We start from the raw sequence: 25,357 nt of genomic DNA, 5'->3' as shown, positions 1-25,357 counted from the left end.
AAATTACCCACACTCACTCGCGCGTGCCAGCAGCAGCTCGCGCTCGCGAACATTGCGGGTCATCGCAGCGGCGCGCTCGAATTCGACACGAGCTTCGTCCAGCCGCCCGAGCTTGAATAGGAAATCGCCACGTACGCTGGGCAGCAGATGATAGTTCTTCAATGCAGGCTCCCCGGTGAGCCCGTCGACCAGCCTCAGCCCCTCTGCCGGGCCGAATGCCATGGCCATTGCGACAGCCCGGTTAAGCTCGATGATCGGGGATGGCGCGACCACCGCAAGAACTGAATAATAGGCCGAAATCCGTTTCCAGTCGGTCTCCTCGGCAGTGGTGGCGCGTGCGTGGCAGGCCGCAATGGAAGCCTGCAGCACATAAGGTCCCGGCACACCGCCGATCGCCTCGGCCCTGTCCAATGCGGCAAGCCCCCGGCGGATCAGCATCTGGTCCCAAACGGTGCGGTTCTGGTCGAGCAACAGGATTGGCTCCCCGCCCGGCCCCACTCGGGCGCGCGAGCGCGAGGCCTGGATCTCCATCAGGGCGATGAGGCCATGCACCTCGGCTTCTTTCGGCGCAAGCTCGGCAAGGATTCGGCCGAGCCTCAACGCCTCATCGCAGAGCTGCGGCCGCATCCAGTCGTCGCCGACGGTCGCCGAATAGCCCTCGTTGAAGATCAGGTAGATGACCTCCAGCACCGAAGCGAGCCGCTCCGCGAGCTCAGGGCCGCGCGGCACCTCGAACGGCACCTTTGCTTCGGCCAGCGTCCGCTTGGCGCGCACGATGCGCTGCGCGACCGTCGGCTCCGGAACGAGGAAAGCGCGCGCGATTTCCTCGGTGGACAGCCCGCCAAGCAGCTTCAGCGTCAAAGCCGTGCGCGCCTCCGGCGAGAGCACGGGATGGCAGGAGATGAAAACCAGCCTGAGCAGATCGTCGCCGATCTCGTCGTCGAGCGCCTCGTTTAATTCCGCAGTCGGGTCGCGCTCGGCCTCGAGCTCACGGCCGATCTCCTGATGCTTGCGATCGAGCATCTTGTTGCGGCGAAGATGGTCGAAGGCGCGCCGCTTGGCCGTTGCCATCAGCCAGGCGGCGGGCCGGTCAGGAACCCCTTGCGCCGGCCACTGCTTCAGCGCCGCGACCAGCGCCTCCTGTGCGAACTCCTCGGCAAGCCCGACATCTCGCACAATCCGTGTCAGCGAGGCGATCAGCTTCGCCTGCTCGATGCGCCAGACGGTTTCAATCGTGCGGTGTTCACTCGGCAAGAGATGCTCTCTGAGGGGAGTAAGGGAATAGGGCAGTAGGGGAATAGGTAGGGGACAGGAGTCGCTCGTATGTAGCAGATCTCAATGCTGCTTTACCCATTCCCCTACTGCCCTACTCCCTTACTCCCCTATTCCCCTGCCCTCTTGACCCACACCTTGTTGTCATGAAAAGCGGCCCCACCGTAGGGCGCGGGCGCATCCGAGCCGGTCAGCACGTTGATGCCCTCGCCGCGTTCATGCGCGCTGTTCGGCCAGACGCCCTCGGCAATCACCACGCCGCGCTTCAGGCCGTCGAACAGCTTCGCATGCAGCACCACCTCCCCGCGGGCATTGCCGATCTCGACACGCTCGCCCTCTCCGAGGCCCAACCTCGAGGCGTCTTCGGGGTGGATCAGCAGCTGCGGCCTGATCTCCCGCTCCTTCGAGCTCGGCGTCTCGGTAAAGGTCGAGTTGAGGAAGTTTCGTGCCGGCGAAGTCGCCAGCCGGAACGGATGCTCCTCGTCCGCCACCTCGATAAGATCGACATGGTCGGGGAACTCGGGCAGACGATCGTAAGGGCCGTAGATTCCCATGCTCTTCGGCGGCCGGTTGGGTGCGATAGTGCCGGTCCAGTCCGGGCGGAAGCGGAACTTGCCGTCGGCATGACCGAAGCCGTTGAGGAAATGTGCCGTCTCGAAGTCGGGCTGCAGATCGACCCAGCGCTGCGCCTCGAGCGATGAGAATGTCAGCCCGTGCCTGGTAAGCAGCAGGTCGATGTGCTCGCGCTCGGTGAGGCCGAAGCCGGGCATCTCGGCGACGCCAAGCCGCTTCGCCAGTTCTTCGATAACGTAGTGGTTGGTGCGCGGCCCTTCCGGCGGATCGATGAGCTTCGGACCGAGAGTGACGTGCTGATTGCCGCCGCCCTTGTAGATGTCGTCATGCTCGAGGAACATCGTCGCCGGCAGCACGACATCGGCCAGCTTTGCCGTGTCGGTCATGAACTGCTCGTGCACGCAGGTGAACAGGTCGTCGCGCAGAAAGCCCCGCCTTACCAGCCGCTGCTCGGGGGCGACATTGGCGGGATTGGTGTTCTGGATCAGCATCGCCGTCACGGGGGGCCCGCCGTAGAGCGCGTCGGGACGGCCGGTCAGGATCGGGCCGATGCGCGACTGGTCGAGATGGCGGATATTCGGGTCGCGCAGGCGGCTGCCTTCCAGCGTGTCGGTCGCCAGCTTCAGGATACCGGAATTGGAGTGGAATGCGCCGCCGCCCTCATATTGCCAGCAGCCTGTCACCGCAGCGATCGACAGCGCAGCGTGCATGTTCACCGAGCCATTGCGCTGGCGTGCAAAGCCGTAGCCCAGCCGGAAAAATGTGCGCTTCGTGGTGCCGACCATACGCGCAAAGGTTTCGATTTCCTCGACCGAAAGACCGGTGATGGCCGAGGCCCATTCGGGCGTGCGCGTGGCAAGATGCGCTTCGAGCCCGGCCGGATCGTCCGTGTATTTCTGGAGATAGGCACGGTCGGCCAGATTGTCGCGGAAGAGCACGTGCATCACCGCGCAGGCCAGCGCGCCGTCGGTTCCGGGCTTGAGCACAAGGCCCAGATCGGCCTGCTTGATTGTGGCGTTCTCGTAGACGTCGACTGCAACGATCTTGGCGCCGCGTTCCTTGCGCGCCCTCACCGCATGCGTCATCACATTGACCTGAGTGACCACCGCATTGGTGCCCCAGATCACGACGCAGTCCGACTTCGCCATCTCGCGCGGGTCGGCGCCGCGCAGCGAACCCGTCCCCATCACGTAGCCGGTCCAGGCGAGATTGGTGCAGATGGAATCGAAATATCCGGAATATTTCTTGGCGTGGCGCAGCCGCTCGATCCCGTCCCGCTGCACCAGCCCCATCGTGCCGGCATAGAAATAGGGCCACACCGTCTCGCTGCCGTATCTTTCCTCGGCCGCGATGAACTTCTCGGCGACGAGGTCCAGCGCGGCCTCCCAGCTCGCCTCCTTCCATTGACCGTCGCCCTTGGAACCCGCACGCACGAGCGGCTTCAGCAGCCGATCGGGATGATGGACGCGTTCGGCGTAGCGCGCCACCTTGGCGCAGATGACGCCGGCCGTGTAGCTATTGTCCTTGGCACCGTGGACGCGGCCAATGCGGTTCGGGCCGAGTATCTCCACGTCAAGCGCGCAAGTCGAGGGACAGTCATGCGGACACGCCGAATGACCGATCTTCACTCGGGCCTGGGATTCGGCAGTGCGGACATGCGTGTTCATGGCGCGCAACCTAGCCGTTTCGCGCGGCAGCGTGTAGAGCGCGATCAATCAAAAGATTTCATGGCGACGTAAGGATGAATTATCGCCACGTCTTTCACGCGGGCAATTTTGCCGATGTCGTCAAGCATGTCGTGCTGACGCGCATCATCGAATATCTGAAACGCAAGGACGCCGCCTTCCGGGTCATCGACACCCATGCAGGCGTCGGCCTCTATGATCTGTCGTCCGAAGAGGCGGCAAGGACCGGCGAGTGGCGCGACGGCATCGGGCGGCTCGCCGGCCAGCGCTTCGCGCCGGACGTGGAGGCACTGCTTACGCCCTATCTCGACGCTGTCGGACTTGGTGGCGCGGCTGGTCGGGTCGCCGAGTATCCCGGCTCGCCGCTGATCGCCCGCCGCCTGCTGCGCGAGCAGGATCGGTTGTTTGCGATCGAGCTTCACCCGCAGGATGCGTCGGCCCTCAAGAAGCTCTTTGCCGCCGACATACAGGTACGCGTGATCGAGCTGGACGGCTGGTTGGCGCTTGGCGCGCATCTGCCGCCGAAGGAGAAGCGCGGGCTGGTGCTGGTCGACCCGCCATTTGAGGAGCCCGGTGAATTCGACCGAATCGTTGCGGCCTTCGCCAAGGCGCATCGCCGTTGGCCAGGCGGCGTTTATGCGATCTGGTATCCCATCAAGGATCGCGCTGCGGTGGCCCGTTTCCGCCGGGCACTCTCAGAGACGGGCATTCCAAAGATCCTCGATATCTCGCTGGAAACCCGCGCCCCCTCGCCCGAGCCGCAACTGGATGGCTGCGGAATTGTGGTGGTCAATCCACCCTATACGCTGGAGGGCGAGATGAAGCTGCTGCTGCCGGCGCTTTCGAAGATCCTGGCGGACGGCCCCGGGGCGAGCTTTGCGACCGTTTGGATCGCGGGTGAGTGACGGGAAGTCCCTGAGCAGGCGTCGTGGGCTAACCCACGAATGCCTGCTTAGATTCCTTTGTTTGTCGCAGCTTCTTATCGCAAAACCGTGGGACAATTTTGCGGAACCTGCTTAAACCCTGCGGCGGTTCTGCAACGCCTTCCGTGAAATCATCGACAGGCGCTTGACCGGGAAGGAGTGTCCGCGCAAAGTCCGCCTCGGAGTTGGGTGCCTACCGTTCACCGGGGAGACGTTCCATGCGCCGATTGCTTGTCTCAGCTTTGTTGGCAGCCTTTGCTGGCTTCTGGTCACATGCGGCATCGGCCTCAGACCTGATTTACGAGAGCCCGCCCGTAGGGATTTGGTCGAATCTCGTGCCTCGCTATTGCGACGACCCCTATGTCCTTTCCATGATCACGGACCGGTTTCAGACCCAGGCGTTCAACGTCCTCCATCGGCCCGATCTCAGGATCACGGATTTCAGGCACATCAGCGAGGACCGCTATTTTCCCTACAGTGAGGAATGGCCGATAGCGCGTCGCTATTGCGCCGCCAAGGTGCTGATGTCGGACGGGTACAAGCGCAAGATCTGGTATCTGGTCGAGGATGGAATGGGGATCATCGGCATCGGCGACAATGTCGAGTTCTGCGTGTCCGGCCTCGATCGCTGGCTGGTCTATAACGGCAGCTGCCGGGTCCTGCGCTGACGCCAGCCACGACACGCGTCATGCGCGCCGCCGCGCTCGCGGCGGCAATTGGTTGTGCTTTTCTGGTTTCAGGCTGCGAACAGTCTTCCGAATCCGCACCGCCGGACGCGCCAGCCACTTCTTCGACCGAGGTGCCAGTCGGCAAGGGCTTCGATTTCTACGTGCTCGCGCTCTCCTGGTCTCCGAGTTATTGCGAGGCCGAAGGCGAGGACGCAAACCAGCAGCAATGCAGGGCTCAGCGGCCCTACGCCTTCGTCGTCCACGGGCTGTGGCCGCAATTCGAACGGGGCTATCCGGAAGATTGCGTGACCAGCGATCCCAAAGTTGCGAATGAAACGATCAGAGGGCTCTACGACGTCATGCCGTCGTCCGGGCTGATCCGCCATGAATGGAAGCGGCATGGCGCCTGCGCAGGTCTTTCGCAGGACGACTATTTCAGGGTGCTTCGCGCGGCCCGCGAGAAGGTGCAGATCCCCGAACTATTCCGGCGCCTCGACGACTATCTGACGGTTGCGCCTCGCGAGGCCGAGGCGGCATTCCTCAATGCGAATGGTGGCCTGCCGGCGGAAGGCATCGCAGTCACCTGCGACAAGCGGTACCTGCGCGAGGTACGCATCTGCATGACCAAAGACCTGCAGTTCCGCCCCTGCCCCGAGATCGACCGGCGCGAGTGCCGACTTGATAAGGCGGTGATGCCGCCCGTGCGCGGCAGCTAGCCCGCTGCCTACCCCCCTGACAAAGAGATCACGCAAGATAAAAGGAATTGCGGTGCCGACAGTGCTCTACTCACCCGCCTCGCCCTATAGCGCCAAGGTCAGGATGGCGGCGGCTTATGCGGGGATTCCGCTCGAAGCGAGGATGGTAGACACCAACGCCAACCCGGCGGAGCTGCTTGAGAACAATCCGCTCGGCAAGATTCCCGTGCTCATCACCGACGACGGAGCGATTTTCGACAGTCGGGCGATCACGCAATACCTCAATCGCATCTCGGGCGACGCGCTCTTCCCCAGCAATCCGGAGGAGCGGACCGCGGCCGAAAGGCTCGAGGCTCTGGCGGACGGCATCTGCGACTGCCTGCTCGCTCACGTCTACGAGCGCCGCACTCGGCCTGAAGAAAAGGTTCATCAGCCCTGGCTCGACCGGCAATGGGAGAAAGCAGCGCGCGCGCTCGATCAACTGGCATCCTCGACGCCTGATCTTCCAAAGAAGGTGACGGCGGGACACCTGGCGCTGCGGGCCACATTAGCCTATCTCGATCTGCGCTTCCCGGGCAAATGGGAGCAAGGACGAACGGAGCTAAAGGGCTGGGCGACCCGATTCGACGAGAAGTTTCCCGAGCTCCTGCCCTATCTGCCGCACGGATGAGAGAAAGCCGGGCACGAGGCCCGGCTTCCGCAACTCAGAATACGCGTAAACTCGGGATACGCTTACTCAATCAGAACTTCATGCCGATGCCGAAGGTGACCCTGTTCTCCTTCGAGTCGATCGACTGCGTGCCGAGGCCAGTGGTAAAATCGCTCGAGCCGAAGTCTGTATAGCGGTATTCGACACGGCCGAAGACACTCTCGGTCAGCTTGATGTCCGAGCCGGCGCCGACCGTCCAACCGAGCATGGTGTTGCTGTCGGAGCCGGTGAAGTCGCTGACTTTCAGGCGCTGGGCGGCGCCGCCGGCGGTGCCGTACAGCAGAATATCGTCGGTCACCGCATAGCCAAGACGGGCGCGGAGCGAGCCGTCCCAGCTGCTCTCGGAATCGGAGATGCCGTTCGAGCCGGTCACATGCGTGTAGCCGACATCGCCCTCGATGCCATAGACGAAGGGGCCGCCCTGGAAGTTGTAACCGCCGAAGACGTTACCGACGAAACCGTCGGTGTTCATATCGCCCGTCAGAGGTGCCGAAACGGTACCTGAAAAGCCGTAGCCGAGCGAAATACCCGCATAAGGTCCTTCCCAAGTGGGCAGCGGCGGGGTTTCGACCGGTGCGGCCGGTGGCGGCTCCTGAACCACGTCGGCTGCAAAGGCAGGAGCCGCGCCGAGGAGCGCGATCAGACCGAAAGCGGCTGCGGGCCGCGAGAAACGAAACTTGGCTTGCATTCCTTACTCCTAATGCCGCGAGAACCGCCGAGATTGGGTTCCGAAGGGCGCACGGGTCGTCGGGAGGAACAAACGGCCCCTGCGCCTCGCAGTTCCGAATGTCGTATCCAAATGCGGCCGACCGGAGCCACAAATGAGGAAATAGGCTGACGCCATTAAGACGGAAAAATGATGTTGCTGCGCTGCAACAGGCGATGTCAGGACGATTCCGGAACTGCCGCTAAGCTGCCCTTTTTAAAGAGTTTTTGCGCCCTATATCTCGGCAGCAGCTGCAATATGGGAGGCATCTCTTTTCTGCCGGCGACCACATTGAGGCCTCAACTGTGAACAGGGTCTGTGGCCGGTGTTTACGTTCGGGTGAGATATGCACAGTTCTGACAAAGTCGCTCTGGTTACCGGCGGCGCGAAGCGCATCGGCGCTGCGATCGTCAAGGATCTGGCCGCCCACGGCTTTGCCGTCGCAATTCACAGCAACCGCTCTACCGCCGAGGCGGCGGCGCTCGCGGGAGCGATCGCGCGGGCCGGCGGCAAAGCAGCGGCCGTCAATGCGGACCTCACCGAAATCAGGCAGGCAGAGACCTTGATCGAGCGCGCATCCGCCGCACTCGGACCGATCCGGCTGCTGGTCAACGACGCATCTATTTTCAAGGATGATTCTGCACTCGATCCCGATTTCGCAATCTGGGAGAGGCATTTCGCCATTCACCTCAAGGCGCCGGTGCTTCTGGCATCGAAACTGGCGGCGCAATTACCGGAAGGCCAAGAAGGCCTGGTCGTCAACATCATCGACCAACGCGTCTGGAAGCTGACGCCGCAATATTTCTCCTACACGCTTTCCAAATCGGCGCTATGGACGGCAACGCGAACGCTTGCGCAGGCCCTCGCGCCGAAGGTGCGCGTCAACGCCATCGGTCCAGGACCGACCTTGGCGAGCTCGCGGCAGGACCCGTCCGATTTCGACGCCCAGATCGACGGCTTGATCATGAAACACGGTCCTGCCCTTGGTGAATTCGGCGCGACAATCCGATATCTATGGGAGGCGCGCTCGGTAACTGGCCAGATGATAGCGCTCGATGGCGGCCAGCACCTTGCCTGGCAGACGCCCGATGTGACCGGCATGAAAGAGTGACCTTCTTGAAAAGCCCGAAAAAGTTTTTGTTTCTCGTTACCTAAGGCGGGCTTCGCATCGCGCGGAAAAAGGGGACAAAACAGGTCTCGTGTGACTTTTTTGGGCGGTTCGTGACAAAAATTCACACGAGATTCCCACGGGGATTGCCGCTTTGTTCCGCCGGCGGCGTTCAACCGCTGTTGCCGCCGTCCCGGAACGCCTACTGCACGCCAACTGAGTTTGGTTGGCCGTCCTCTCCGACCATGGCGGCCAGCAACTTCGTCTCTGGTGCGCTGCACGGAGCACGCCCTTCAAGGGAGTCCCATCAAAATATGTTGGCGAAGATCGCTTTTGTTCGCAAATTCGCCTTGAAATGCCGCCGACCGAATGGCGGACAAAGGTCAGAATTTCCGGTTCGGGAAGGACGCAGTCGCGCCACGAACGGTCCTTGAGCTCGACCTGTGTGAATGACGGCTAACCGACGCCATTTCGGACGCTGATTTGGTCCGGGTACGAACACGCCTGACCGGCAGGTCCGTCCAAGGGGCACGCACATGAAGGCAGCAACACCAACCCGCACCGGGCAGCGCTCATGCTCGCCTGCCCACGACCACTATTGCTGATAGATCGGGAGTGAACATGGACAACGCACGTATCATGTGCTTGAGGCGCCTCTTCGTCAGGCTTTCTGCCGCGGCTTTGCTTGTCTGGACATGCGATATCGCCGCGGCCGCCCTTCGCGTTGAGGGACAGGTTCAAGGAGGCGGCAGACCGATTGCGCACTCCGCGGTGATACTCTGGAGCGCAACGGCGAGCGCGGCTTCGCAACTTGCCCAGGTTCGGGCCGATGCCGATGGCCGCTTCGAGATTTCCGTCGAGAAGTCGCCGAACAGCGATACGAGCCTTTACCTGGTGGCCACAGGCGGCGACCCCGTTGGCGCCAATGGCGGTGGGGACAATCCTGCGATCGGATTGATTGCTGTGCTTGGCAACACGTCACCGGCAAAGGTGACGATCAATGAGTTCACAACCGTCGCGTCGGTGTGGACGCACAACCAGTTCCTCGAGGGCACCGCGATCAAGGGCCCTGCGCTCAGCCTGCGCATCGCCGCGGGCAACGTGCCCAACTTCGTTGATCTCGAAAGCGGGCGCTGGGGACCGGCCATCGAGGACCCGCTTAACAGCAACCAGACTCCGACGATGGCAAATTTCGCGACGTTGGCGAATGTGCTTGCCGGCTGCATCACGCGGGTTGCCGCCGATGCGTGTGACAGGCTCTTCGCCGCGGCGACGCCGCCGAAAGGCGCGGCTCCAACCAATACCCTTGCAGCGGCCGAGGCAATCGCAAAGTATCCGTCGCACGAGCCGGCACGGGTGTTTGCGCTGCTCGACGCGTTCTATCCGATCCCCCAGGGCAAGACCCTCAGGGGCCACCCCGTACATGCCGTATCTGAGCTACGCGCCGAGTGCCTGGGTGCTGCCGCTCAAATTCACCGGCGGCGGCCTCAATGCGCCGGGGAAGATCATGTTCGACGGCGAGGGCAATGCCTGGACGGGCGTCAACTTCATAGTCGGCTCGCAAGCGGGCGACGCGCTCTGGGACGGCAACCTGTCGAAATTCGCGCCAAACGGAAAGCCGCTTTCTCCCGCGACGACGGGGTTCGAGGGCGGCGGCATCGAAGGCCCGGGCTTCGGAACGGCCATCGATTCAAAGGGCCGCGCCTGGGTGACGAGCACGGGCAGCAAGACGATCTCGCTCTTCGACAAGGAGGGCAAACCGCTTTCGCCGCCCGAGGGCTATAATTTCGGCGGGCAGCTCGGAGTGATGCAAGGCATCATCGTGGCGCCCAACGGCGACGTTTGGGCGCTCGACTTCGAGAAGGACCAAGTCGTCTACATGCCCGAGGGCGATCCCAGCAGAGTGAAATTCTTCTGCAGGTCCACTGACGGCAGGCCAAACAAGGACAGCCCCTGCAAACTGAACGGGGCTTTCCACCTTGCGATCGACCAGCAGGACAGAATTTGGATCACCAGCGCTTTGGGCGACACTGTTGCGCGTTTTCCCGCTAGCGATCCGGAGAAAGTCCAAGTGTTCCCCACCGGCGGTCATAGCGGCAAGGGCATGGCGATCGACAGCCAGGGCAATGCCTGGATCACCAATACTCTGGGCACCGGGCTCGACTTGGGCGTCAAGGCGAAGTTGCTGGAGTTGAAGCTGACTGGTCAGACCAGCCAATTCCATCGAGTGGTATTCGACTATTTGAACGCCAACCGCTCGCTGGGCAGCATCTCGATGTTGCGTCCTGATGGGACCCCGGCCCCCGGCTCACCGTTCCATGGCGGCGGCAGCTGGGGATCCTGGGGCGTGGTAATCGATGGCAACGATCAGGTCTGGAGCTCGAATTTCGCCGGCGGGTCGATCACCCATCTTTGCGGCGCACGGACTGAGACCTGTCCGCCGGGCATGAAGACCGGTGATCCGATCTCGCCGCCCGAGGGCTATGTCGGTGGCGGCATGCAGCCTTTGACCGACATCGCCATCGATCCGGCCGGCAACGTCTGGGTTGCCGACAACTGGCAGCGACCCGAGAGCTGTTTTGCCCCCTACGCCAGCGAAGCGCATTCGACTCAATGTGGTGGCAATGGACTGACGGTCTTCTACGGAATGGCGAAACCGGTGCGTGCCCCGCAAATCGGTCCGGCCCAGCCGATGTAGTCCACCGGGAGGCATCAACTTCCCGCCGACGCAGAACCCGGCAAGTCACAGTCTTGAGCAGGTCATGCAACGGGTCAGGGAGATGCGGACGGCCGGTCGCTCCGATTGACGGGCTATCCGGCGTATTACACGGAGGCGGCCAGGGAGGCCGCCCCCATCCGCCACGGATTTTGACCTGACAAGCTTCTGCCGCACATCACGCCGGGGCGAAAATTGGCATTACCTCATCTGTCACGTTCGCGTCCCGGTGCAGCAATGCCCGATTGGCGCTGTTAGCGGAACATCGTTTGGCGGACGACAATGACCGCAACGGGTCAAACCTGCGCACTCACCGATCGCGCAGGCACGGTGCGCGAACTGCACCGCATCGATGACCGCCCCCTCTTGAACACCACCCTTTCGCTTCCTAATTCGATTAGCACTCGAAGGCAGGGAGTGCCAAGCGGCAGGGAGAAAGACCTTCCGCGGGTGACGTTCACGCTTTCAGCCGCTTCCGCCCTGGCTTCACTAGTAACCCTTAGAAGCGAGGAGAATCATGGCAACGCTGATAGCTGATCCATTCGAAACGCTTTTCAATCTCCAGCAGGCCCTGGACACGTTCCGGCAAAGTGGTTGGCTGGGATCCAGCCTAAGCGGCACCGGCGCTTATCCGCCGGTTAATGTGTTTCGCAAAGGCGACGACTTCGTCATAATTACGGAAATCCCAGGCATTGGGAAGTCAGACCTCGATATCCAGGTCAAGAACAGTTCCGTCCGGATCGCAGGAAGCAAATCCATCGACTATGACAAGGGCAGCCTCCATCGCAGGGAGCGCTCAGCAGGGCGCTTCGATCGAGCCGTCACCCTTCCGGTTCGCATAGACGCTGACCGTGTCAAGGCGGAGTACCGGGATGGAATTCTGGCGATCTACTTACCGCGCGCCGAGCAGGACAAGCCCCGGTCGGTCAAGATCGCCTGAGCTCGCAAACTCTGGCTCACTGATGGTAACAATGGCGAAATCGCAGGAACTTTCGGTGCAGCAGAAGAAGGAGGTCACCGCGAAGGAAGAGAAGACCGTTCCGGCCCGCTACTTCATGCCCAATACTGACATCTATGAGACGGAGCAGGCGCTTACTCTCGTGATGGAGATGCCTGGCGTCGAGAAAAAGGACGTTCTCGTTCAGCTGGAGAATGACGTTTTGCGCGTCGAAGGTCACATCGACTTCGTCAAATACGAAGGCCTCGAACCAGTCTACTCCGAATACAATGTGGGACACTATGCGCGCCGATTCACCTTGTCAGACAAGATCGACCAGGACGGCATCAGCGCCGAACTGGCCGACGGCGTACTGACGCTTACCCTCAACAAGGCGAAGTCAGCTCTGCCCCGTCGCATCGCAATTTCATGAGAGATGAGCTCTGCGAGCCCCGCTTGCCAAAGACGATTTCGAAGCCGCCCGGGCCTTAGCGGGCGGCCTTCGAATTTCGCGGCGATGACGGGCCCATATTGTTGGAAAAGGCAGCGCCTCAAGGATGGAAATGGGTTGTTGGGTCTGAATCACTTGTTCAAGCCGTGGTCCCGCTGCGTCGAACAGGCTTGCATCCTGTGCCTCCATCCTCTCCAGGCCGCCGGTCACGGTCAGCATGACCACGTGATTCCTTTGATCTGGTTCGGTTCGTCGCCCGACGGCACGAGCGTCTCCCACAAGTACCTTTCCGTTCGGTAGCATGGCCTTGCGGCAATTTCGCAGGATCGTGGCGGCACGCCTATCGTCCCAATCGTGGACGACCTTCTCGATAACCTGAAGATCACCGCTCGGAACGCTCTCAAAGAAGTCGCCGGCGCGTTCGCGCCCCGCCGGGTGAAGGCGCGCGCCCTGCCCTTCTCGATGATAGCTCAGTGCGATCGCCGTTATATTTATTTCGTGCAGCCAGTTGGGGCAGTCCGTGGCTCCTCGACCAGCGTGGCGAGCTGAGGCTCGATAAATTGAAGGCCGGCGGCCTTAGGAGGCATGGATTAGCCGGGCTGAAGCCCTCGACCTGATCCATCACTTCGGGAATGACCGGAAGGGCTAGGGAAGCGAACAAGCTCAAAACTGTGAATGACTAGCGCCGAAGAGCTCGCCCGGCGGCAAGGGCGCCCGTTACGTCGGCGAATTGCGTTTGCGTGGCCGGGTATTTGCCGCTGCCGGCGTTATCTCCGGTTCGGCCTGTTCCTTAGACATCCGAGCCAGCCTCAGGCTTCGGGTCTTTGCCTCGCGAGCTGATCTCTCGGTATCGATGATCTTTTGCGCGGCACGAGCAGTCGCTTCGTTTTTCCTCTCGCCACTCGTCGGCTTCGGCTTGAAAACGTCGGTCGGGATTGGATGTCGCATAATCTACTACTCCTAACAAACGAAAAAGGCCGGGCTTCCCCGACCTTCCCCAATCGCCTCGATGGCCAGTGCCAGTACATCCGTGGTCAAGGACCGGAAGCGATATTCCTTATACGGCCTGGAGATTTTCGGCCGAGGACTTTCCACGGCGTTCATCTCGTACCAAGTCAAACGAGAGTTTCTGGCCCTCGACGATCGTGCGCATGCCAGCACGCTCGACAGCGGAGATATGAACGAATACGTCCGCGGCGCCGTCATCTGGCGCGATAAAGCCGAAGCCTTTGGTAGCGTTGAAGAACTTAACGGTTCCAATGGTCATGACGATTTCCTTTCAATCGGCATACAGGTTCGGTGTCTGGCCGAAAGCCAATCCATATCAGTCGAAATTGAGAGGAAGATCGTTAGACGCCGAAGCGCAAAAACAAGCTCAGCAAGCAAGATCGATGACCGGTATATAAGCGAAAGTCGAGGCTGGCACAAGTCAGCCGTGAAGTTCGATCAGTCTTGTTTAGAGTCGGTCTTCCGTTCCTCTGCCGGCTCAGAAGCCTTCTTTGCCTCTTTGGCCGCCTTCTTCTCCGCCCTTTTCGCAGCTTTGATGCGATCACGCTCTTTGCGCTCGAAATTGTAATTCGGGGTGCGGGGCATATCGACTCCTTTCCCTCAGCCATAGTGGGTCGGCATTCAGTGCGCAACCGCCGGTCATATGGCTCTACGCACACGCGAACCAGCCGCCCTTGCTCGAAGCCGGTAAGCAACGCGAAGCGCTTCTGTGAGCATCCGAGCCAATTGCAGTTAGTGCCTGGCCAAGGGCAACAAGGCAAATTCTCCGAGAGAGTGGAAACGGCTCGGCCAGCAACGGTGTCGCAGTGTCGCCCGGCTGCGGCGACCTGGTGCCGCCGCAGCGATGCATCAAGCGCTGCCACTGCTGCAGGGCCTTGGTCACCGGGGCCGTTGTGGTCGGCGCGACACCAGGTTGATCGGTCGAGGCTGTCGGCATCGGCTCGGACGTAGAAGTCGTACCAGGCAAGGGAGCGAGCCAGCGCTGAGCAAGGCCGCCGGAGCCCGGATCGGCCCATCCTTCAGACGAGTTGGCGCTCTAGTGTCTGCGAGCCTGGACCAAATAGGCGTCGATCATCGTCTCGCCCAGCCACTTGGCTGCTTCCAGCCGATGCAGGCCCTCGATCAGGACATGGCGCTTGCCGTCATGGCGAACCTGGATCGGCGTCTTCAGCCCATTTTCGAGAATATCCTCGGCAAGCAGCCGCACCGTTTCCGGGTGCAGCGTCTTGCGCCGCGCCGCCGGCACGTAGATGTTGTCAATTGCAACCCTGGCGCGCAGCATGAGGACTTCTCCGGGAGAGACCGCGAGTCCCTTGTGGAGCATTCAACAGCAGTCGGCAAGCCGGCAGACCCTGATCCAGTCGCCCAAGGTTCCAAAGCGTCGGCTGGTCTCTGTCGGCTCCTTTTTATTGTGCATTGCAGCAACGATGTTGCTGCGAGTGCGTTGTGCACGTTGCCGTCCAATCCCGGGCGTCACAAGCAAGGACGGCTTCATGCGAAGAATTTCCGACACGATTGCGCGGCTCGCCGCGCTGCGAGCGCAACATGGCACTTATACCGCCGACCCCGACAAACTCCAGACGCTGACAAACTTCGGCTCCAACCCCGGAACGTTGAAAGCGAAGTGCTATCTGCCGAAGGACCTTCCCACGGGCGCGCCGCTGGTCGTCATATTGCATGGGTGCACGCAGAACGCGGCCGCCTACGACCATCACTCCGGCTGGTCGCAACTCGCCGACGAAGCCGGCTTTGCGCTGCTCTATCCCGAGCAGCAACGCGCCAACAATCCGAACCTCTGTTTCAACTGGTTCCTTCCCAATGACACGAGCCGCGATTCCGGCGAGGCGCTTTCGATCCGTGAGATGGTCGAGGCGATGGTCGTCACCCACGGCCTCGATGGCAAGCGCATCTTCGTCACGGGCCTCTCGGCCGGAGGCGCAATGGCGGCGGCTATGCTCGGGACTTATCCGGAGGTATTTGCCGGAGGTGCGATCATTGCAGGATTGCCCTCCGGCAGTGCGACGACGATCCCGGCGGCGTTTGATCGTATGCGCGGCCACGGCGGCCCGTCGGAACAGGATCTGGAACGGGCCCTCCGCGGCGCATCGGATCACCGAGGTCCATGGCCTAGGATTTCGATCTGGCACGGCACCGCCGACCATACTGTTGCGCCATCCAACGCGGAGGGGATTGCGGACCAGTGGCGGCGTGTCCACGAGCTGGACGTGGCGCCCACGTACTCGGAGTCAATGGGCAGACATGCCAAGCGGGTTTGGTGTGATGTTGCGGGAGAGGCAGTGATTGAGATCAACATGATCACCGGGATGGGTCACGGTACGCCGCTTGGTAATGGCCTCGGCTCCCCGGGGCCCTACATGCTCGATGTCGGCATCTCTTCCACACAGGAGATCGCCCGCTTCTGGGGCATCTCGGCAACGGGGAAGAGCGTCTTCACGAGATCCCAGCAGGAGGTGCCCGCCAGTCAGCGGCCCCTTTCCCGCTCAGGGGTGCCACATGAGGAAAAGGCGAAAACCAAATCCCCGGAGCCAACTGGCATCCACTTGTTCCAGCATCCTCCTGCGTCGGGCGCCCCAGGTGTGAATAAGATCATCGAGGATGCTCTTCGGGCGGCGGGCTTGATGCGCTAGCCCAACGGGCAAACCGCTCACACGCTTCGGTCTCGGGCCGCACTCCGGATATCAGCAAAGCCCCAGCGGCCCAGGCAACCAAGGGAACGTCGTGCTCTCCGCGATCGTTGATTGCTTTTCAGCGAGCGGTCGCCATGCACCTCGTCCAGATTTTGCTGCCCCGCGCGGACAACGCCGGCCAGCCCTTCGCCCGGGAAGATTTCGACTGCGTAAAGGAAGAACTAGCCAGCCGCTTCAAGGGCGTCACGGCTTATCTGCAGGCGCCTGCTGAAGGTCTGTGGCGGCGGGGCGCCCAGTCCGCCAATGATGACATCGTCATATTCGAGGTGATGGTGGAGGAGATCGACCTGCCCGACTGGCGCGACCGACGCGCAGAACTCGAACGACGCTTCCGGCAGGACAAAGTGATCATCCGCTACATGCCGGTGGCGCTCGTCTAGGGGGAGCCGAAATCATGCCGTCGAGCTCGATCCGCAAAGCCGAGTACGATCCTGAGTCCAGGGTTCTTTCCGTCTGGTTCGTCGCGAGCGGCAAGCGTTACGACTACGACTCGGTGCCTCCCGAGACCTATGCGGCCTTCCGACGAGCCTTCGCGAAAGGCCGATTCTTTAACGAGCACATCCGCGATCATTTCCCGTACCGGCTGGTCGCCAACGCGTAACATGCTCTCTATGCGTCGGTGTCGGAGTTCGAGCTGCCACATTCGACTGTTCCGGAGGCGCGGAATACGCGCCCATCGCCTGTGACATCCTGCGCACATTGGCGGAGTCTTGCCGGGCGAACCTCATTCTCTTACGATCAGGTCCAAGGAAGCCTTCTATGCCAGTCACGTTGACGGTTAGGAGGGTCCGTGCGTGCGCTACGCTGGATTGGCAATCGTCAATTTCACCCTATCACCCGTGAGCGATAAGATGCGAAGCTTCAGGAGACTGGAGGCTCTCCTCAGGACCATCGGCAATCCGCGAGATGCCTATCCAACGCCCGATATTACAGGCATGACCGAATGAACTCAGAGGATTCGAACCGAACTCCGCCGGCCGGAAAGCGGCGCGGCGTCGGCGTGGCCAGCGACGACATCGCGGGCTACATGCCGGGGCACGACGTGGAGATAGACGACGAGGAAGAGGAGCTGGCCATTCCCACCGCTCCCGACGTGGCTTTCACCAAGCTCGAAGGGGAACAGGCGGCCAGCGAAACGGAGACGGTAGCCGGCCCGGAAGTCATCCAGGGCTTCGTGAAGCAGCTGCCCAACGCGCCCGGCGTCTACCGCATGATGAATGCGGCCGGCGACGTTCTCTATGTCGGCAAGGCGCGCAGCCTCAAAAAGCGCGTGACCAGCTATGCCCAGGGCCGTTTCCATACCAATCGCATCGGCCGGATGGTCCGCGAGACGGCTGCCATGGAGTTCGTCGTCACCCGCACCGAGACCGAGGCGCTGCTGCTGGAAGCGAACCTCATCAAGCGTCTGCGGCCGCGCTTCAACGTCTTGATGCGGGACGACAAATCATTCCCATACATCCTGCTCACGACCGACCACGCCTCGCCCGGTATCTTCAAGCATCGCGGTGCTCGCTCACGCAAAGGCGAGTATTTCGGCCCGTTCGCCTCCGCGCAGGCGGTCGGGCGCACGATCAATTCGCTGCAGCGCGCCTTCCTGCTCAGAACCTGCACGGACTCGGTCTTCGAGAGCCGGACGCGGCCCTGCCTGCTCTACCAGATCAAGCGCTGCTCCGGTCCTTGCACCGGCGAAATAGGCCCGGACGACTATGCAGGCCTGGTCGACGAGGCGCGCAATTTCCTCACGGGCAGCAGCCAGAAGGTAAAGGCCGAGATGTCGAGCGCAATGCAGCACGCGGCCGAAGACCTCGATTTCGAGCGCGCCGCCATCTTCCGCGACCGACTCGCGGCATTGTCGCATGTGCAGACACATCAGGGCATCAACACGCAGGCTGTCGACGAGGCAGACGTCTTCGCCGTTCATCAGGAGGGTGGCCAGACCTGCATACAGGTCTTCTTCTTCCGGACCGGCCAGAACTGGGGCAACCGCGCCTACTTCCCGAAGGCCGATCCAGCTCTGGAAGCTGGCGAGGTGTTGAGCTCGTTCCTCGCGCAGTTCTATGACGACAAGCCGGTGCCGCGCGCGGTCTTGCTTTCGCATGCGGTCGAGGAGCAGGAACTGTTGACCGCGGCACTGTCCACAAAGGCGGGGCGCCGCATCGCAATCTCGGTACCGCAGCGCGGCGAGAAGAAGGATCTGACCGACCATGCGCTGCAGAACGCACGCGAGGCGCTTGGCCGGCGGCTCGCCGAAACCTCGACGCAAGCCAGGCTCTTCGCCGGCTTCGCCGAGACCTTCGGCCTGCAACGCGTGCCGCGTCGTATCGAGATCTACGACAATTCGCACATCATGGGCACGAATGCCGTCGGCGCAATGGTGGTCGCCGGCCCCGAAGGCTTCGTCAAGAACCAGTACCGCAAGTTCAACATCCGCTCGACCGAGATCACGCCGGGCGATGATTTCGGCATGATGCGAGAGGTGATGGAGCGCCGCTTCTCGCGGCTGATCAAGGAGCACGAGAGACCCGACACCGAGGCCGGCGCCCCGGCCGAGGACGAGGATATTTCGAACGGCGCTTTCCCGGCCTGGCCGGACGTGATCCTGATCGACGGGGGTCAAGGCCAGATGTCGGCGGTGCGCTCGATCCTGGACGGTCTCGGCGTGACCAAGGACGTGACGGCGATCGGCGTCGCCAAGGGCGTCGACCGCGAGGCCGGACGCGAGCGGTTCTTCGTCTCCGGTCGCGAGCCGTTCTCGCTTCCCGTGCGCGACCCGGTGCTCTATTTCGTGCAGAGAATGCGCGACGAGGCGCACCGCTTCGCGATCGGCTCACACCGGGCGCGCCGCAAGAAGGAGATGACGAAAAATCCGCTCGACGAGATCGAAGGTATCGGGCCAAGCCGCAAGCGCGCGCTTCTGCTTCACTTCGGCACCGCCAAGGCCGTGAGCCGCGCCGCACTCGAGGACCTGATGGCGGTCGAGGGCATATCCGCATCGACGGCGAAACAGGTCTATAATCACTTTCACGAAAAGTGATGCCCTGCACCTCATGATTTTGCCGCTGTGCCAAACAGCTGTAGTTGACCGCCAAGGCCGGCATCTGGTTTGACAAGCGGTCGCCATCCGATTGAATCCAAAATGGCCAAACGCGCGCTTAACCTGCCCAACATCCTGACCTATGGACGAATTCTTGCTGTTCCTCTGGTCGTTCTGTGTTTTTTCGTCGACGGCAGGCTTCAGTCGAGCGACTTCGCGCGCTGGTCGGCGCTCGTGATATTCATCGCGGCGAGCGTCACGGACTATTTTGACGGCTATTTCGCGCGTGCCTGGCAGCAGCAGTCAAACATCGGCCGCATGCTCGATCCGATAGCCGACAAGCTGCTGGTCTCAACCTGCCTGCTCCTGCTCGCGGCAGACACGGACCGCACAATTGCAGGCTGGACGTTGTGGGCGGCGATCATCATCCTTTGCCGCGAGATACTGGTCTCCGGGCTGCGCGAATATCTGGCCGAGCTGAAGGTGAGCGTGCCGGTGACGTGGCTGGCCAAATGGAAAACCACGCTGCAGATGATCGCGATTGCCGTCCTGCTCGCCGGTCCTGCGCTGGACAAGATCATCTCCTACGCGACCGAAACGGGCATCACGCTGCTTTGGATCTCGGCGATCGTTACGCTATATACGGGTTATGATTATTTCCGCGCCGGACTGAAGCACATCATGGATGACTGAATGGCTGCGACAAAACTCATCTATTTCGCATGGGTGCGCGAGCGGATCGGGACGCCGGAGGAAGCCGTCGAGCTGCCGGAAAACGTGACCACCGTGAAGGAGCTGCTGGCTTTCCTCAAGTCACGCGGCGACGGCTATGAAGCAGCTTTCCTCCACCCGGAGGTCATCCGGGTTGCGATCAACCAGGAACATGTCCATCACGACACCGCCATCGTCGGCGCCCGCGAGATCGCGCTTTTCCCGCCGATGACGGGGGGCTAGCCGGCCATGACGGCGCATGTCCGCCCGAGCGTGCGCATACAGGCCGGAGACTTCGACACCGGCGCCGAGATCGCACGGCTTTGCGCCGGGCGCAAGGATGTTGGGGCTGTGGTTACGTTCAGCGGGCTTTGCCGCGATGAAGGCGCAAGCCTGGCAGCGCTCGAGCTCGAGCACTATCCGGGCATGGCCGAAGCCGAGATTTCCCGCATTGCCGAGGAGGCGCTGACGCGTTGGCCCTTGACGGGTCTTACCGTGATTCACCGCTTCGGCCACATCCAGCCAGGCGAGAATATCGTGCTGGTGGTCACAGCCTCCAGCCATCGCCAGGCGGCTTTCGAAGCAGCTTCGTTTTTGATGGATTATCTGAAGTCGCGAGCGCCCTTCTGGAAGAAGGAGCACCGCCGCGACGGCAGCGAAGCAGGCTGGGTCGAGGCAAAGGCCGCCGACGAAGAGGCGGCGGCGCGCTGGAAAACGCCTTAATTTCGGCAGCGTTCAGCCACGCAAGTTCCGCAATCCTCCTGTTCTCTGCCCGCCCTCAACGCGGAGCAGGGAGAGAAATATGATACTCTCCGAGTTGGAAGAATTCATCATCTTCGGCTTCTTGCCCCTGATGATCGGCATTTTCAGCGGCACCTCCAGTTCACGGACGGCCGAGCGGACCGTGACGGGCAAGATCACTATTCCGCGCTCGCCCCCGCTTCCGGATGATGCTGTCGTAACCGTCGAGCTCGTCGAGCAACAGCGGGGACAAACGGTGCTGCCGGCGCTGGCGCGCGAGACGATCCGGTGGCGCGGATTGACCACGCTGAAGTTTGCGATCCGCTTCGATCCGTCGCTTATTGAGCCGATGGCCTGTCACGCGGTTCAGGCACGCATCACAGCCGGTGGAACGGTCTGGTTCGAAACCGGCTATCCCCAGCCGGCTGCTCCGCTGTCGGGCGATCCGATAGATCTGGCGCTCGCCCCGGCCTCGCGACCGTGTTGATCTGAAGAAAAAAGCCGGGGCTTGACCCCGGCTTTCTCAGCGACAAATTGTGCGAACGTTGCCGGCGAGATGCGCTCAGCCGACGATCTCGGTCTCCGAGAACCAGTAGCGGATTTCCTGAGCCGCCGTCTCCGGTCCGTCCGAGCCGTGTACCGAATTTTCGCCGATCGAGAGTGCATGAACCTTGCGGATCGTGCCTTCGTCCGCATTGGCCGGATTGGTGGCGCCCATCACCTCGCGGTTCTTGGCAATGGCGTTCTCGCCTTCTAGCACCTGAACGATCGTGGGGCCGGACGACATGAATTCGACCAGCTCGCCGAAGAAGGGACGCTCACGATGCACGGCATAGAAGCCCTCGGCCTCGCGCCGGCTCATCCAGACCCGCTTCGAGGCGACGACGCGCAGGCCGGCATCCTCCAGCATCTTGGTGATCGCGCCAGTCAGGTTGCGCCGCGTCGCATCCGGCTTGATCATCGAAAAGGTGCGTTCGATCGCCATGTCTCATCCTTGGTTGAATGGGCTTCTGAAAGGTGGCGGTCCTATACAGGCCGGCTGGCTCATTGCCAAGGGAGCACGGTAAGGTGAGAGGCGGCAGTGCGACGCAGCTGGCGCGTGCAGCCATTAGGTCAAGCACGAGGTGGCCGAAAATTCCGGGGTTCCCGGTCTGCCGCAAGCTGCTTTGAACATGGTGTTCGCCGCCGCCCTCGACTGATCTATGATGGCTATCTGGCGTCTTTTTTCGGGGGCAAGAATGAATTACCGATTGGACCATATCGCGCTCCTGGTTCGCGACCTGGACGAGAGCGTGGCTTTTCTGACTGGGGTACTCGGCCTCGCCGAGATGCCAAACCCAATGGGCGGCACCACGATCCGCTGGATCGAGATCGGCGACGGCAGGCGGTTCCACGTGCAAGCCGGCGACATCGGCCGCGTGCATGTCGAGAAGCAGACGCACTTCGCCCTCACCGCCTCCGACTTCGACGCCGTGCTCACCCGCTTGCGCCGCGACGGCATCCCCTTTAGCGACATGAAGGGCACGGCAGGCGCCATCAACACCCGGCCTGATGGCATGCGCGCGATCTTTCTCCAGGACCCTAACGGCTACTGGTTCGAGATCAACGATCAGAAATAAGAGGCTTGGGCCCCGAATTCGGTTCGTCCAGTGACCGCCGCCAGGCGGCCTGAGGATCTGAGCGGCCACGAAATCGAGGAAGAGGATGAAGCAGCATTTCCAGATGTTCGCCGCCTACAACAAATGGGCGAACGGCCGCATTTACGATGCAGCGGCAGAACTGTCGGCGGACGAGTTCGAGCGGGACATGGGCGCCTTCTTCAGGTCCATGCTGGGCACGCTCAACCATCTGCTCGTCGCCGATCGCGTCTGGATGAAACGCTTCACCGGCGAAGGCGATGCGCCGGCCGCACTCGACGCCATCCTGTTTCGCGATTTCGCAAAGCTGCGCGCTGCACGCGAGGCCGAGGACCAACGCATTCTTAAGTGGGTTGGGTCGCTCAAGGAAAAGGACATTTCGGGACGGTTTACCTACACCCGGCTTTCCGACATGAGCACCCATTCGCAGCGGCTCGCGCCCGCTCTCGACCATGTCTTCAACCATCAGGCGCACCACCGCGGCCAAGCTCACATGATTTTGACTGCACTCGGCAGGCCTTCGGTCGTGCTCGACCTCGTGGCGTTCCAGCGCACGGAGGATGGGCGGGCGTTTGGTTGACTTCTCCCCCTACCCTTGCCATCCCGCAGCCTCTCGGCCATTAACCCCGCGCCATGCTCATTATCAACGACCTTTCGCTGCGCATTGCCGGGCGGCTGCTGCTCGATCATGCTTCGCTCACCTTGCCTTCGGGCTCGAAGGCGGGGCTGGTCGGCCGCAACGGGACCGGCAAGACCACATTGTTCAAGGCCATCAGCGGCGAGATCGCAGCCGAGACGGGCTCGATCGGCCTGCCGAAGAACGTCCGGATCGGCCAGGTTGCCCAGGAAGCGCCCGGGACCGAGGAGCCGCTGATCGAGATCGTGCTCAAAGCGGATACGGAACGGCAGGCGCTGCTCACCGAGGAGATGACGGCGACAGACGCCCACCGCATCGCCGAGATCCACATGCGGCTCGCCGACATCGACGCGCATTCGGCGGAAGCACGAGCAGCGACCATTCTTGCCGGCCTAGGCTTCGACACCGAGGCGCAGAAGCGGCCGGCCTCGTCCTTTTCGGGCGGCTGGCGCATGCGCGTGGCGCTGGCTTCGGTGCTGTTCGCCCAACCTGACCTGCTCCTGCTCGACGAGCCGACCAATTATCTCGACCTTGAAGGCACGCTGTGGCTGGAGAACTATGTCGCGCGCTATCCGCACACCGTGCTCCTCATCTCCCACGACCGCGACCTGCTCAATCGAGCGGTGAACTCGATCGTGCATCTCGACCAGCAGAAGCTCACCTTCTGGCGGGGCGGCTACGACCAGTTCGAGCGACAGCGCTCGGAGCAGCTCGCGCTGCAGGAGAAGAACAGGATCAAGCAGGAAGCGGCGCGCAAGCACATGGAAGCCTTCGTCGAGCGCTTCCGCTACAAGGCTTCGAAGGCGCGCCAGGCCCAGTCGCGCATCAAGGCGCTGGAGCGCATGAAGCCGATTGCGGCCGTGGTCGAAGGTACGGTCAGGCCGTTCAGCTTCCCGGAGCCGGCAAAAACCGTCGCCTCGCCGATCATCGCGCTGCATGGCGGAGCGGTGGGATACCAGCCCGGCAAGCCGGTGCTCAGGCAGCTGACGCTTCGGATCGACAATGACGACCGCATCGCCCTGCTCGGCGCAAACGGTAACGGCAAATCGACCTTTGCCAAGCTACTGGCGGGCCGGCTCAAGCTGGAACAGGGCACAATGACGGTCGCGCCTCAGCTCAAGGTGGCGATCTTCGCGCAGCACCAGCTCGATGATCTGAGGCCCGAGGAAAACGCCTACGAGCATGTGCGCCGGCTGATGCCGGACGCGCCCGAGGCAAAGGTGCGCTCGCGCGTCGCGCAGTTCGGGCTTGCGACCGAGAAGATGAACACGGCGGCCAAAGACCTGTCCGGCGGGGAGAAGGCGCGGCTGTTGATGGGACTTGCAGCCTTCGAAGGGCCGAACCTTTTCATCCTGGACGAGCCGACCAACCATCTCGACATCGACTCGCGCGAATCGCTGATCGAAGCGCTGAACGACTTCCCCGGCGCCGTGATCGTGGTCTCGCACGACCGGCACCTCATCGAAGCGACGGCAGATCGCCTCTGGCTGGTAAAGGACGGAATGGTGCAGCCTTATGAGGGCGACCTCTCTGATTATCGGCAGGAGATCGTCGGCAATGCGGCCGACCGTAAGGAGCGGCGCGAGGCGGAGAAGGCATCCAAGGCGGAGCGGCGGCGCGAAGCTGCACAGCGGCGAGCCGCACTCGAGCCCCTTGCCAAAGAGATCAAGGCGACCGAGGCGCTGATCGATCGGCTCCGCAAGCGCATCGACACGATCGAGGATGAGCTTGCCAATCCAGCTCTCTACGAAAAGGATCCGATCGGCGCCACACGGCTTGCCAAGGAGCGCGCGGAACTCGGCGGCACGCTCGCCGGCCATGAGGATCGCTGGCTGAGGCTGTCGGAAGAATACGAGGCCGGGATCGAAGGGTAAGGCCCCCCACCCGAGCGCCGGCCCGAGCAGGAACCAGGAATGCGACGGCCGCCTGATGTGCCTGCTTGTCGCCGCCGGTCTCAGGCGTCGGCCTCACGCCTTCCGCTCCCAGCGGCGATCCGGAGTCTGTTGCCAGTACGTGACCTCGTGATTTTGCGCCTTGAGCTTCTTCCACTGCTCCCGTGCGCTCTCCACCTGTGCCTGGTCGTGGCCATCGAACAGGAATACCGCGCGCTGATAGTCGTCAAGGCCCGGCGGCTCGGCGCCGTCGACGACGAAACGGATCTCGGCATCGTTGCCGTTGCCCTGCCCCGTGGTCAGGAGGACCGGCTGGTCAGAAGGGTGAGCCTCACGGTCAGTCCCATGGGCCAGGAACGAATCGTCGCGAAACGTCCACAGATGCGTGTCGAGCGCATCGCGTCGTTCCTCGGTGCCGGTCTGCACCACTGCCTTCCAGCCGCGCTGCAGGCTCCGCTCGAGGAGGCCCGGCAGCGCATCCTCGAGCGTTGATTCCGTCAGGTGGTAGAACAGGACTTCCGCCATCAGAGCCTTTCCACCTTTCCT

At 62.1% G+C, this 25,357-nt stretch carries 28 protein-coding genes; 19 read left to right on the top strand and 9 right to left on the bottom strand.

The annotated features are described in order from the left end of the window. Positions 1–3: 3 nt before the first annotated feature. Both SAZ10_RS05945 and SAZ10_RS05940 read right to left on the bottom strand, forming a co-directional pair. Positions 4–1,254 carry an RNA polymerase sigma factor gene (locus SAZ10_RS05945; protein ID WP_318608264.1) on the bottom strand — a complete coding sequence of 417 codons (1,251 nt, stop codon included), beginning with the start codon at positions 1,252–1,254 and terminating at the stop codon, positions 4–6. A 128-nt stretch (positions 1,255–1,382) separates the two neighbouring features. Continuing rightward, positions 1,383–3,512, bottom strand: coding sequence for a molybdopterin oxidoreductase family protein (locus tag SAZ10_RS05940; RefSeq protein ID WP_318608471.1), 2,130 nt, complete (start codon positions 3,510–3,512; stop codon positions 1,383–1,385). Positions 3,513–3,586: 74 nt separating this feature from the next. Here SAZ10_RS05940 and SAZ10_RS05935 point away from each other — a divergent pair, with 74 nt between their 5' ends. The 4 genes from SAZ10_RS05935 (at position 3,587) to SAZ10_RS05920 (ending at position 6,486) form a co-directional block, all read left to right on the top strand. Next, positions 3,587–4,435: a 23S rRNA (adenine(2030)-N(6))-methyltransferase RlmJ gene (locus SAZ10_RS05935; RefSeq protein ID WP_318608263.1), complete on the top strand. Its 849-nt coding sequence runs from the start codon at positions 3,587–3,589 to the stop codon at positions 4,433–4,435. A 236-nt stretch (positions 4,436–4,671) separates the two neighbouring features. Beyond that, positions 4,672–5,121, top strand: a complete 450-nt coding sequence (locus SAZ10_RS05930) for a hypothetical protein (protein WP_318608262.1) — start codon at positions 4,672–4,674, stop codon at positions 5,119–5,121. 20 nt (positions 5,122–5,141) lie between these two features. After that, entirely contained in the window at positions 5,142–5,837 is a 696-nt protein-coding gene (locus SAZ10_RS05925) for a ribonuclease T2 (RefSeq protein WP_318608261.1), read from the top strand. A 52-nt stretch (positions 5,838–5,889) separates the two neighbouring features. Further along, a complete protein-coding gene (locus SAZ10_RS05920; protein WP_318608260.1) occupies positions 5,890–6,486 on the top strand; it encodes a glutathione S-transferase family protein in 597 nt (198 codons plus the stop codon). A gap of 70 nt (positions 6,487–6,556) precedes the next feature. On the opposite strand, the gene SAZ10_RS05915 is transcribed toward SAZ10_RS05920, so the two are convergent. Then, positions 6,557–7,213, bottom strand: a complete 657-nt coding sequence (locus SAZ10_RS05915) for an outer membrane protein (RefSeq protein ID WP_318608259.1) — start codon at positions 7,211–7,213, stop codon at positions 6,557–6,559. Between the two features lie 364 nt (positions 7,214–7,577). Here SAZ10_RS05915 and SAZ10_RS05910 point away from each other — a divergent pair, with 364 nt between their 5' ends. From SAZ10_RS05910 to SAZ10_RS05895, 4 genes are all read left to right on the top strand, one after another. Beyond that, the gene (locus SAZ10_RS05910; protein WP_318608258.1) at positions 7,578–8,342 is read left to right on the top strand and encodes an SDR family oxidoreductase; all 765 of its coding nucleotides are present in this window, start codon (positions 7,578–7,580) and stop codon (positions 8,340–8,342) included. Positions 8,343–9,762: 1,420 nt separating this feature from the next. Then, complete coding sequence (locus SAZ10_RS05905) at positions 9,763–11,037, top strand: hypothetical protein (protein ID WP_318608257.1); 1,275 nt, start codon at positions 9,763–9,765, stop codon at positions 11,035–11,037. Between the two features lie 535 nt (positions 11,038–11,572). Further along, positions 11,573–11,995 (top strand): Hsp20/alpha crystallin family protein, encoded by a 423-nt coding sequence (locus SAZ10_RS05900; protein WP_318608256.1) that lies wholly within the window; start codon positions 11,573–11,575, stop codon positions 11,993–11,995. 31 nt (positions 11,996–12,026) lie between these two features. Continuing rightward, the gene (locus SAZ10_RS05895) at positions 12,027–12,425 is read left to right on the top strand and encodes an Hsp20/alpha crystallin family protein (protein WP_318608255.1); all 399 of its coding nucleotides are present in this window, start codon (positions 12,027–12,029) and stop codon (positions 12,423–12,425) included. Here the strand turns inward: SAZ10_RS05895 and SAZ10_RS33555 are convergent. From SAZ10_RS33555 to SAZ10_RS05880, 4 genes are all read right to left on the bottom strand, one after another. Further along, positions 12,420–12,917 (bottom strand): methyltransferase, encoded by a 498-nt coding sequence (locus SAZ10_RS33555; RefSeq protein ID WP_412535175.1) that lies wholly within the window; start codon positions 12,915–12,917, stop codon positions 12,420–12,422. The two genes, SAZ10_RS05895 and SAZ10_RS33555, sit on opposite strands and share 6 nt — an antisense overlap. A 583-nt stretch (positions 12,918–13,500) precedes the next feature. Continuing rightward, entirely contained in the window at positions 13,501–13,710 is a 210-nt protein-coding gene (locus SAZ10_RS05890; RefSeq protein WP_318608254.1) for a cold-shock protein, read from the bottom strand. 179 nt (positions 13,711–13,889) lie between these two features. Next, positions 13,890–14,036: a hypothetical protein gene (locus tag SAZ10_RS05885; RefSeq protein ID WP_318608253.1), complete on the bottom strand. Its 147-nt coding sequence runs from the start codon at positions 14,034–14,036 to the stop codon at positions 13,890–13,892. Between the two features lie 451 nt (positions 14,037–14,487). Beyond that, entirely contained in the window at positions 14,488–14,733 is a 246-nt protein-coding gene (locus SAZ10_RS05880) for a ParB N-terminal domain-containing protein (protein ID WP_318608252.1), read from the bottom strand. 211 nt (positions 14,734–14,944) lie between these two features. Between SAZ10_RS05880 and SAZ10_RS05875 the strand changes: the two genes are divergently transcribed. From SAZ10_RS05875 to SAZ10_RS05840, 8 genes are all read left to right on the top strand, one after another. Continuing rightward, entirely contained in the window at positions 14,945–16,099 is a 1,155-nt protein-coding gene (locus tag SAZ10_RS05875; RefSeq protein WP_318608251.1) for a PHB depolymerase family esterase, read from the top strand. Between the two features lie 134 nt (positions 16,100–16,233). Beyond that, entirely contained in the window at positions 16,234–16,539 is a 306-nt protein-coding gene (locus SAZ10_RS05870; RefSeq protein WP_318608250.1) for a hypothetical protein, read from the top strand. A gap of 14 nt (positions 16,540–16,553) precedes the next feature. Continuing rightward, on the top strand, positions 16,554–16,760 hold the full coding sequence (locus tag SAZ10_RS05865) for a KTSC domain-containing protein (protein WP_318608249.1): 207 nt from the start codon (positions 16,554–16,556) through the stop codon (positions 16,758–16,760). A 426-nt stretch (positions 16,761–17,186) separates the two neighbouring features. Next, positions 17,187–19,193, top strand: coding sequence for an excinuclease ABC subunit UvrC (uvrC, locus tag SAZ10_RS05860; RefSeq protein WP_318608470.1), 2,007 nt, complete (start codon positions 17,187–17,189; stop codon positions 19,191–19,193). A 102-nt stretch (positions 19,194–19,295) separates the two neighbouring features. Then, on the top strand, positions 19,296–19,886 hold the full coding sequence (gene pgsA / locus SAZ10_RS05855; protein ID WP_318608248.1) for a CDP-diacylglycerol--glycerol-3-phosphate 3-phosphatidyltransferase: 591 nt from the start codon (positions 19,296–19,298) through the stop codon (positions 19,884–19,886). Continuing rightward, positions 19,887–20,147, top strand: a complete 261-nt coding sequence (moaD, locus tag SAZ10_RS05850) for a molybdopterin converting factor subunit 1 (RefSeq protein WP_318608247.1) — start codon at positions 19,887–19,889, stop codon at positions 20,145–20,147. It abuts the gene before it with no gap. A gap of 6 nt (positions 20,148–20,153) precedes the next feature. Then, the gene (locus SAZ10_RS05845; protein WP_318608246.1) at positions 20,154–20,627 is read left to right on the top strand and encodes a molybdenum cofactor biosynthesis protein MoaE; all 474 of its coding nucleotides are present in this window, start codon (positions 20,154–20,156) and stop codon (positions 20,625–20,627) included. 79 nt (positions 20,628–20,706) lie between these two features. Beyond that, entirely contained in the window at positions 20,707–21,132 is a 426-nt protein-coding gene (locus SAZ10_RS05840) for a YbaY family lipoprotein (RefSeq protein WP_318608245.1), read from the top strand. A gap of 75 nt (positions 21,133–21,207) precedes the next feature. Here SAZ10_RS05840 and ndk read toward each other — a convergent pair whose 3' ends face one another. Then, positions 21,208–21,630: a nucleoside-diphosphate kinase gene (gene ndk, locus SAZ10_RS05835; protein ID WP_318608244.1), complete on the bottom strand. Its 423-nt coding sequence runs from the start codon at positions 21,628–21,630 to the stop codon at positions 21,208–21,210. A gap of 253 nt (positions 21,631–21,883) precedes the next feature. On the opposite strand from ndk, the gene SAZ10_RS05830 reads away from it, so the two are divergent. From SAZ10_RS05830 to SAZ10_RS05820, 3 genes are all read left to right on the top strand, one after another. After that, the gene (locus SAZ10_RS05830) at positions 21,884–22,264 is read left to right on the top strand and encodes a VOC family protein (RefSeq protein ID WP_318608243.1); all 381 of its coding nucleotides are present in this window, start codon (positions 21,884–21,886) and stop codon (positions 22,262–22,264) included. 85 nt (positions 22,265–22,349) lie between these two features. Further along, positions 22,350–22,862, top strand: coding sequence for a DinB family protein (locus SAZ10_RS05825; RefSeq protein WP_318608242.1), 513 nt, complete (start codon positions 22,350–22,352; stop codon positions 22,860–22,862). Positions 22,863–22,915: 53 nt separating this feature from the next. After that, the gene (locus tag SAZ10_RS05820) at positions 22,916–24,793 is read left to right on the top strand and encodes an ABC-F family ATP-binding cassette domain-containing protein (RefSeq protein ID WP_318608241.1); all 1,878 of its coding nucleotides are present in this window, start codon (positions 22,916–22,918) and stop codon (positions 24,791–24,793) included. A 93-nt stretch (positions 24,794–24,886) separates the two neighbouring features. On the opposite strand, the gene SAZ10_RS05815 is transcribed toward SAZ10_RS05820, so the two are convergent. Next, a complete protein-coding gene (locus SAZ10_RS05815; protein ID WP_318608240.1) occupies positions 24,887–25,336 on the bottom strand; it encodes a DNA polymerase III subunit chi in 450 nt (149 codons plus the stop codon). Positions 25,337–25,357: the final 21 nt, after the last annotated feature.

The sequence above is a fragment of the Mesorhizobium sp. BAC0120 genome (assembly GCF_033542235.1).
GTDB lineage: Bacteria > Pseudomonadota > Alphaproteobacteria > Rhizobiales > Rhizobiaceae > JAWRCU01.
The sequence above is the reverse complement of the archived record's forward strand: the minus strand, read 5'-3'. Positions and strand labels throughout refer to the sequence as shown.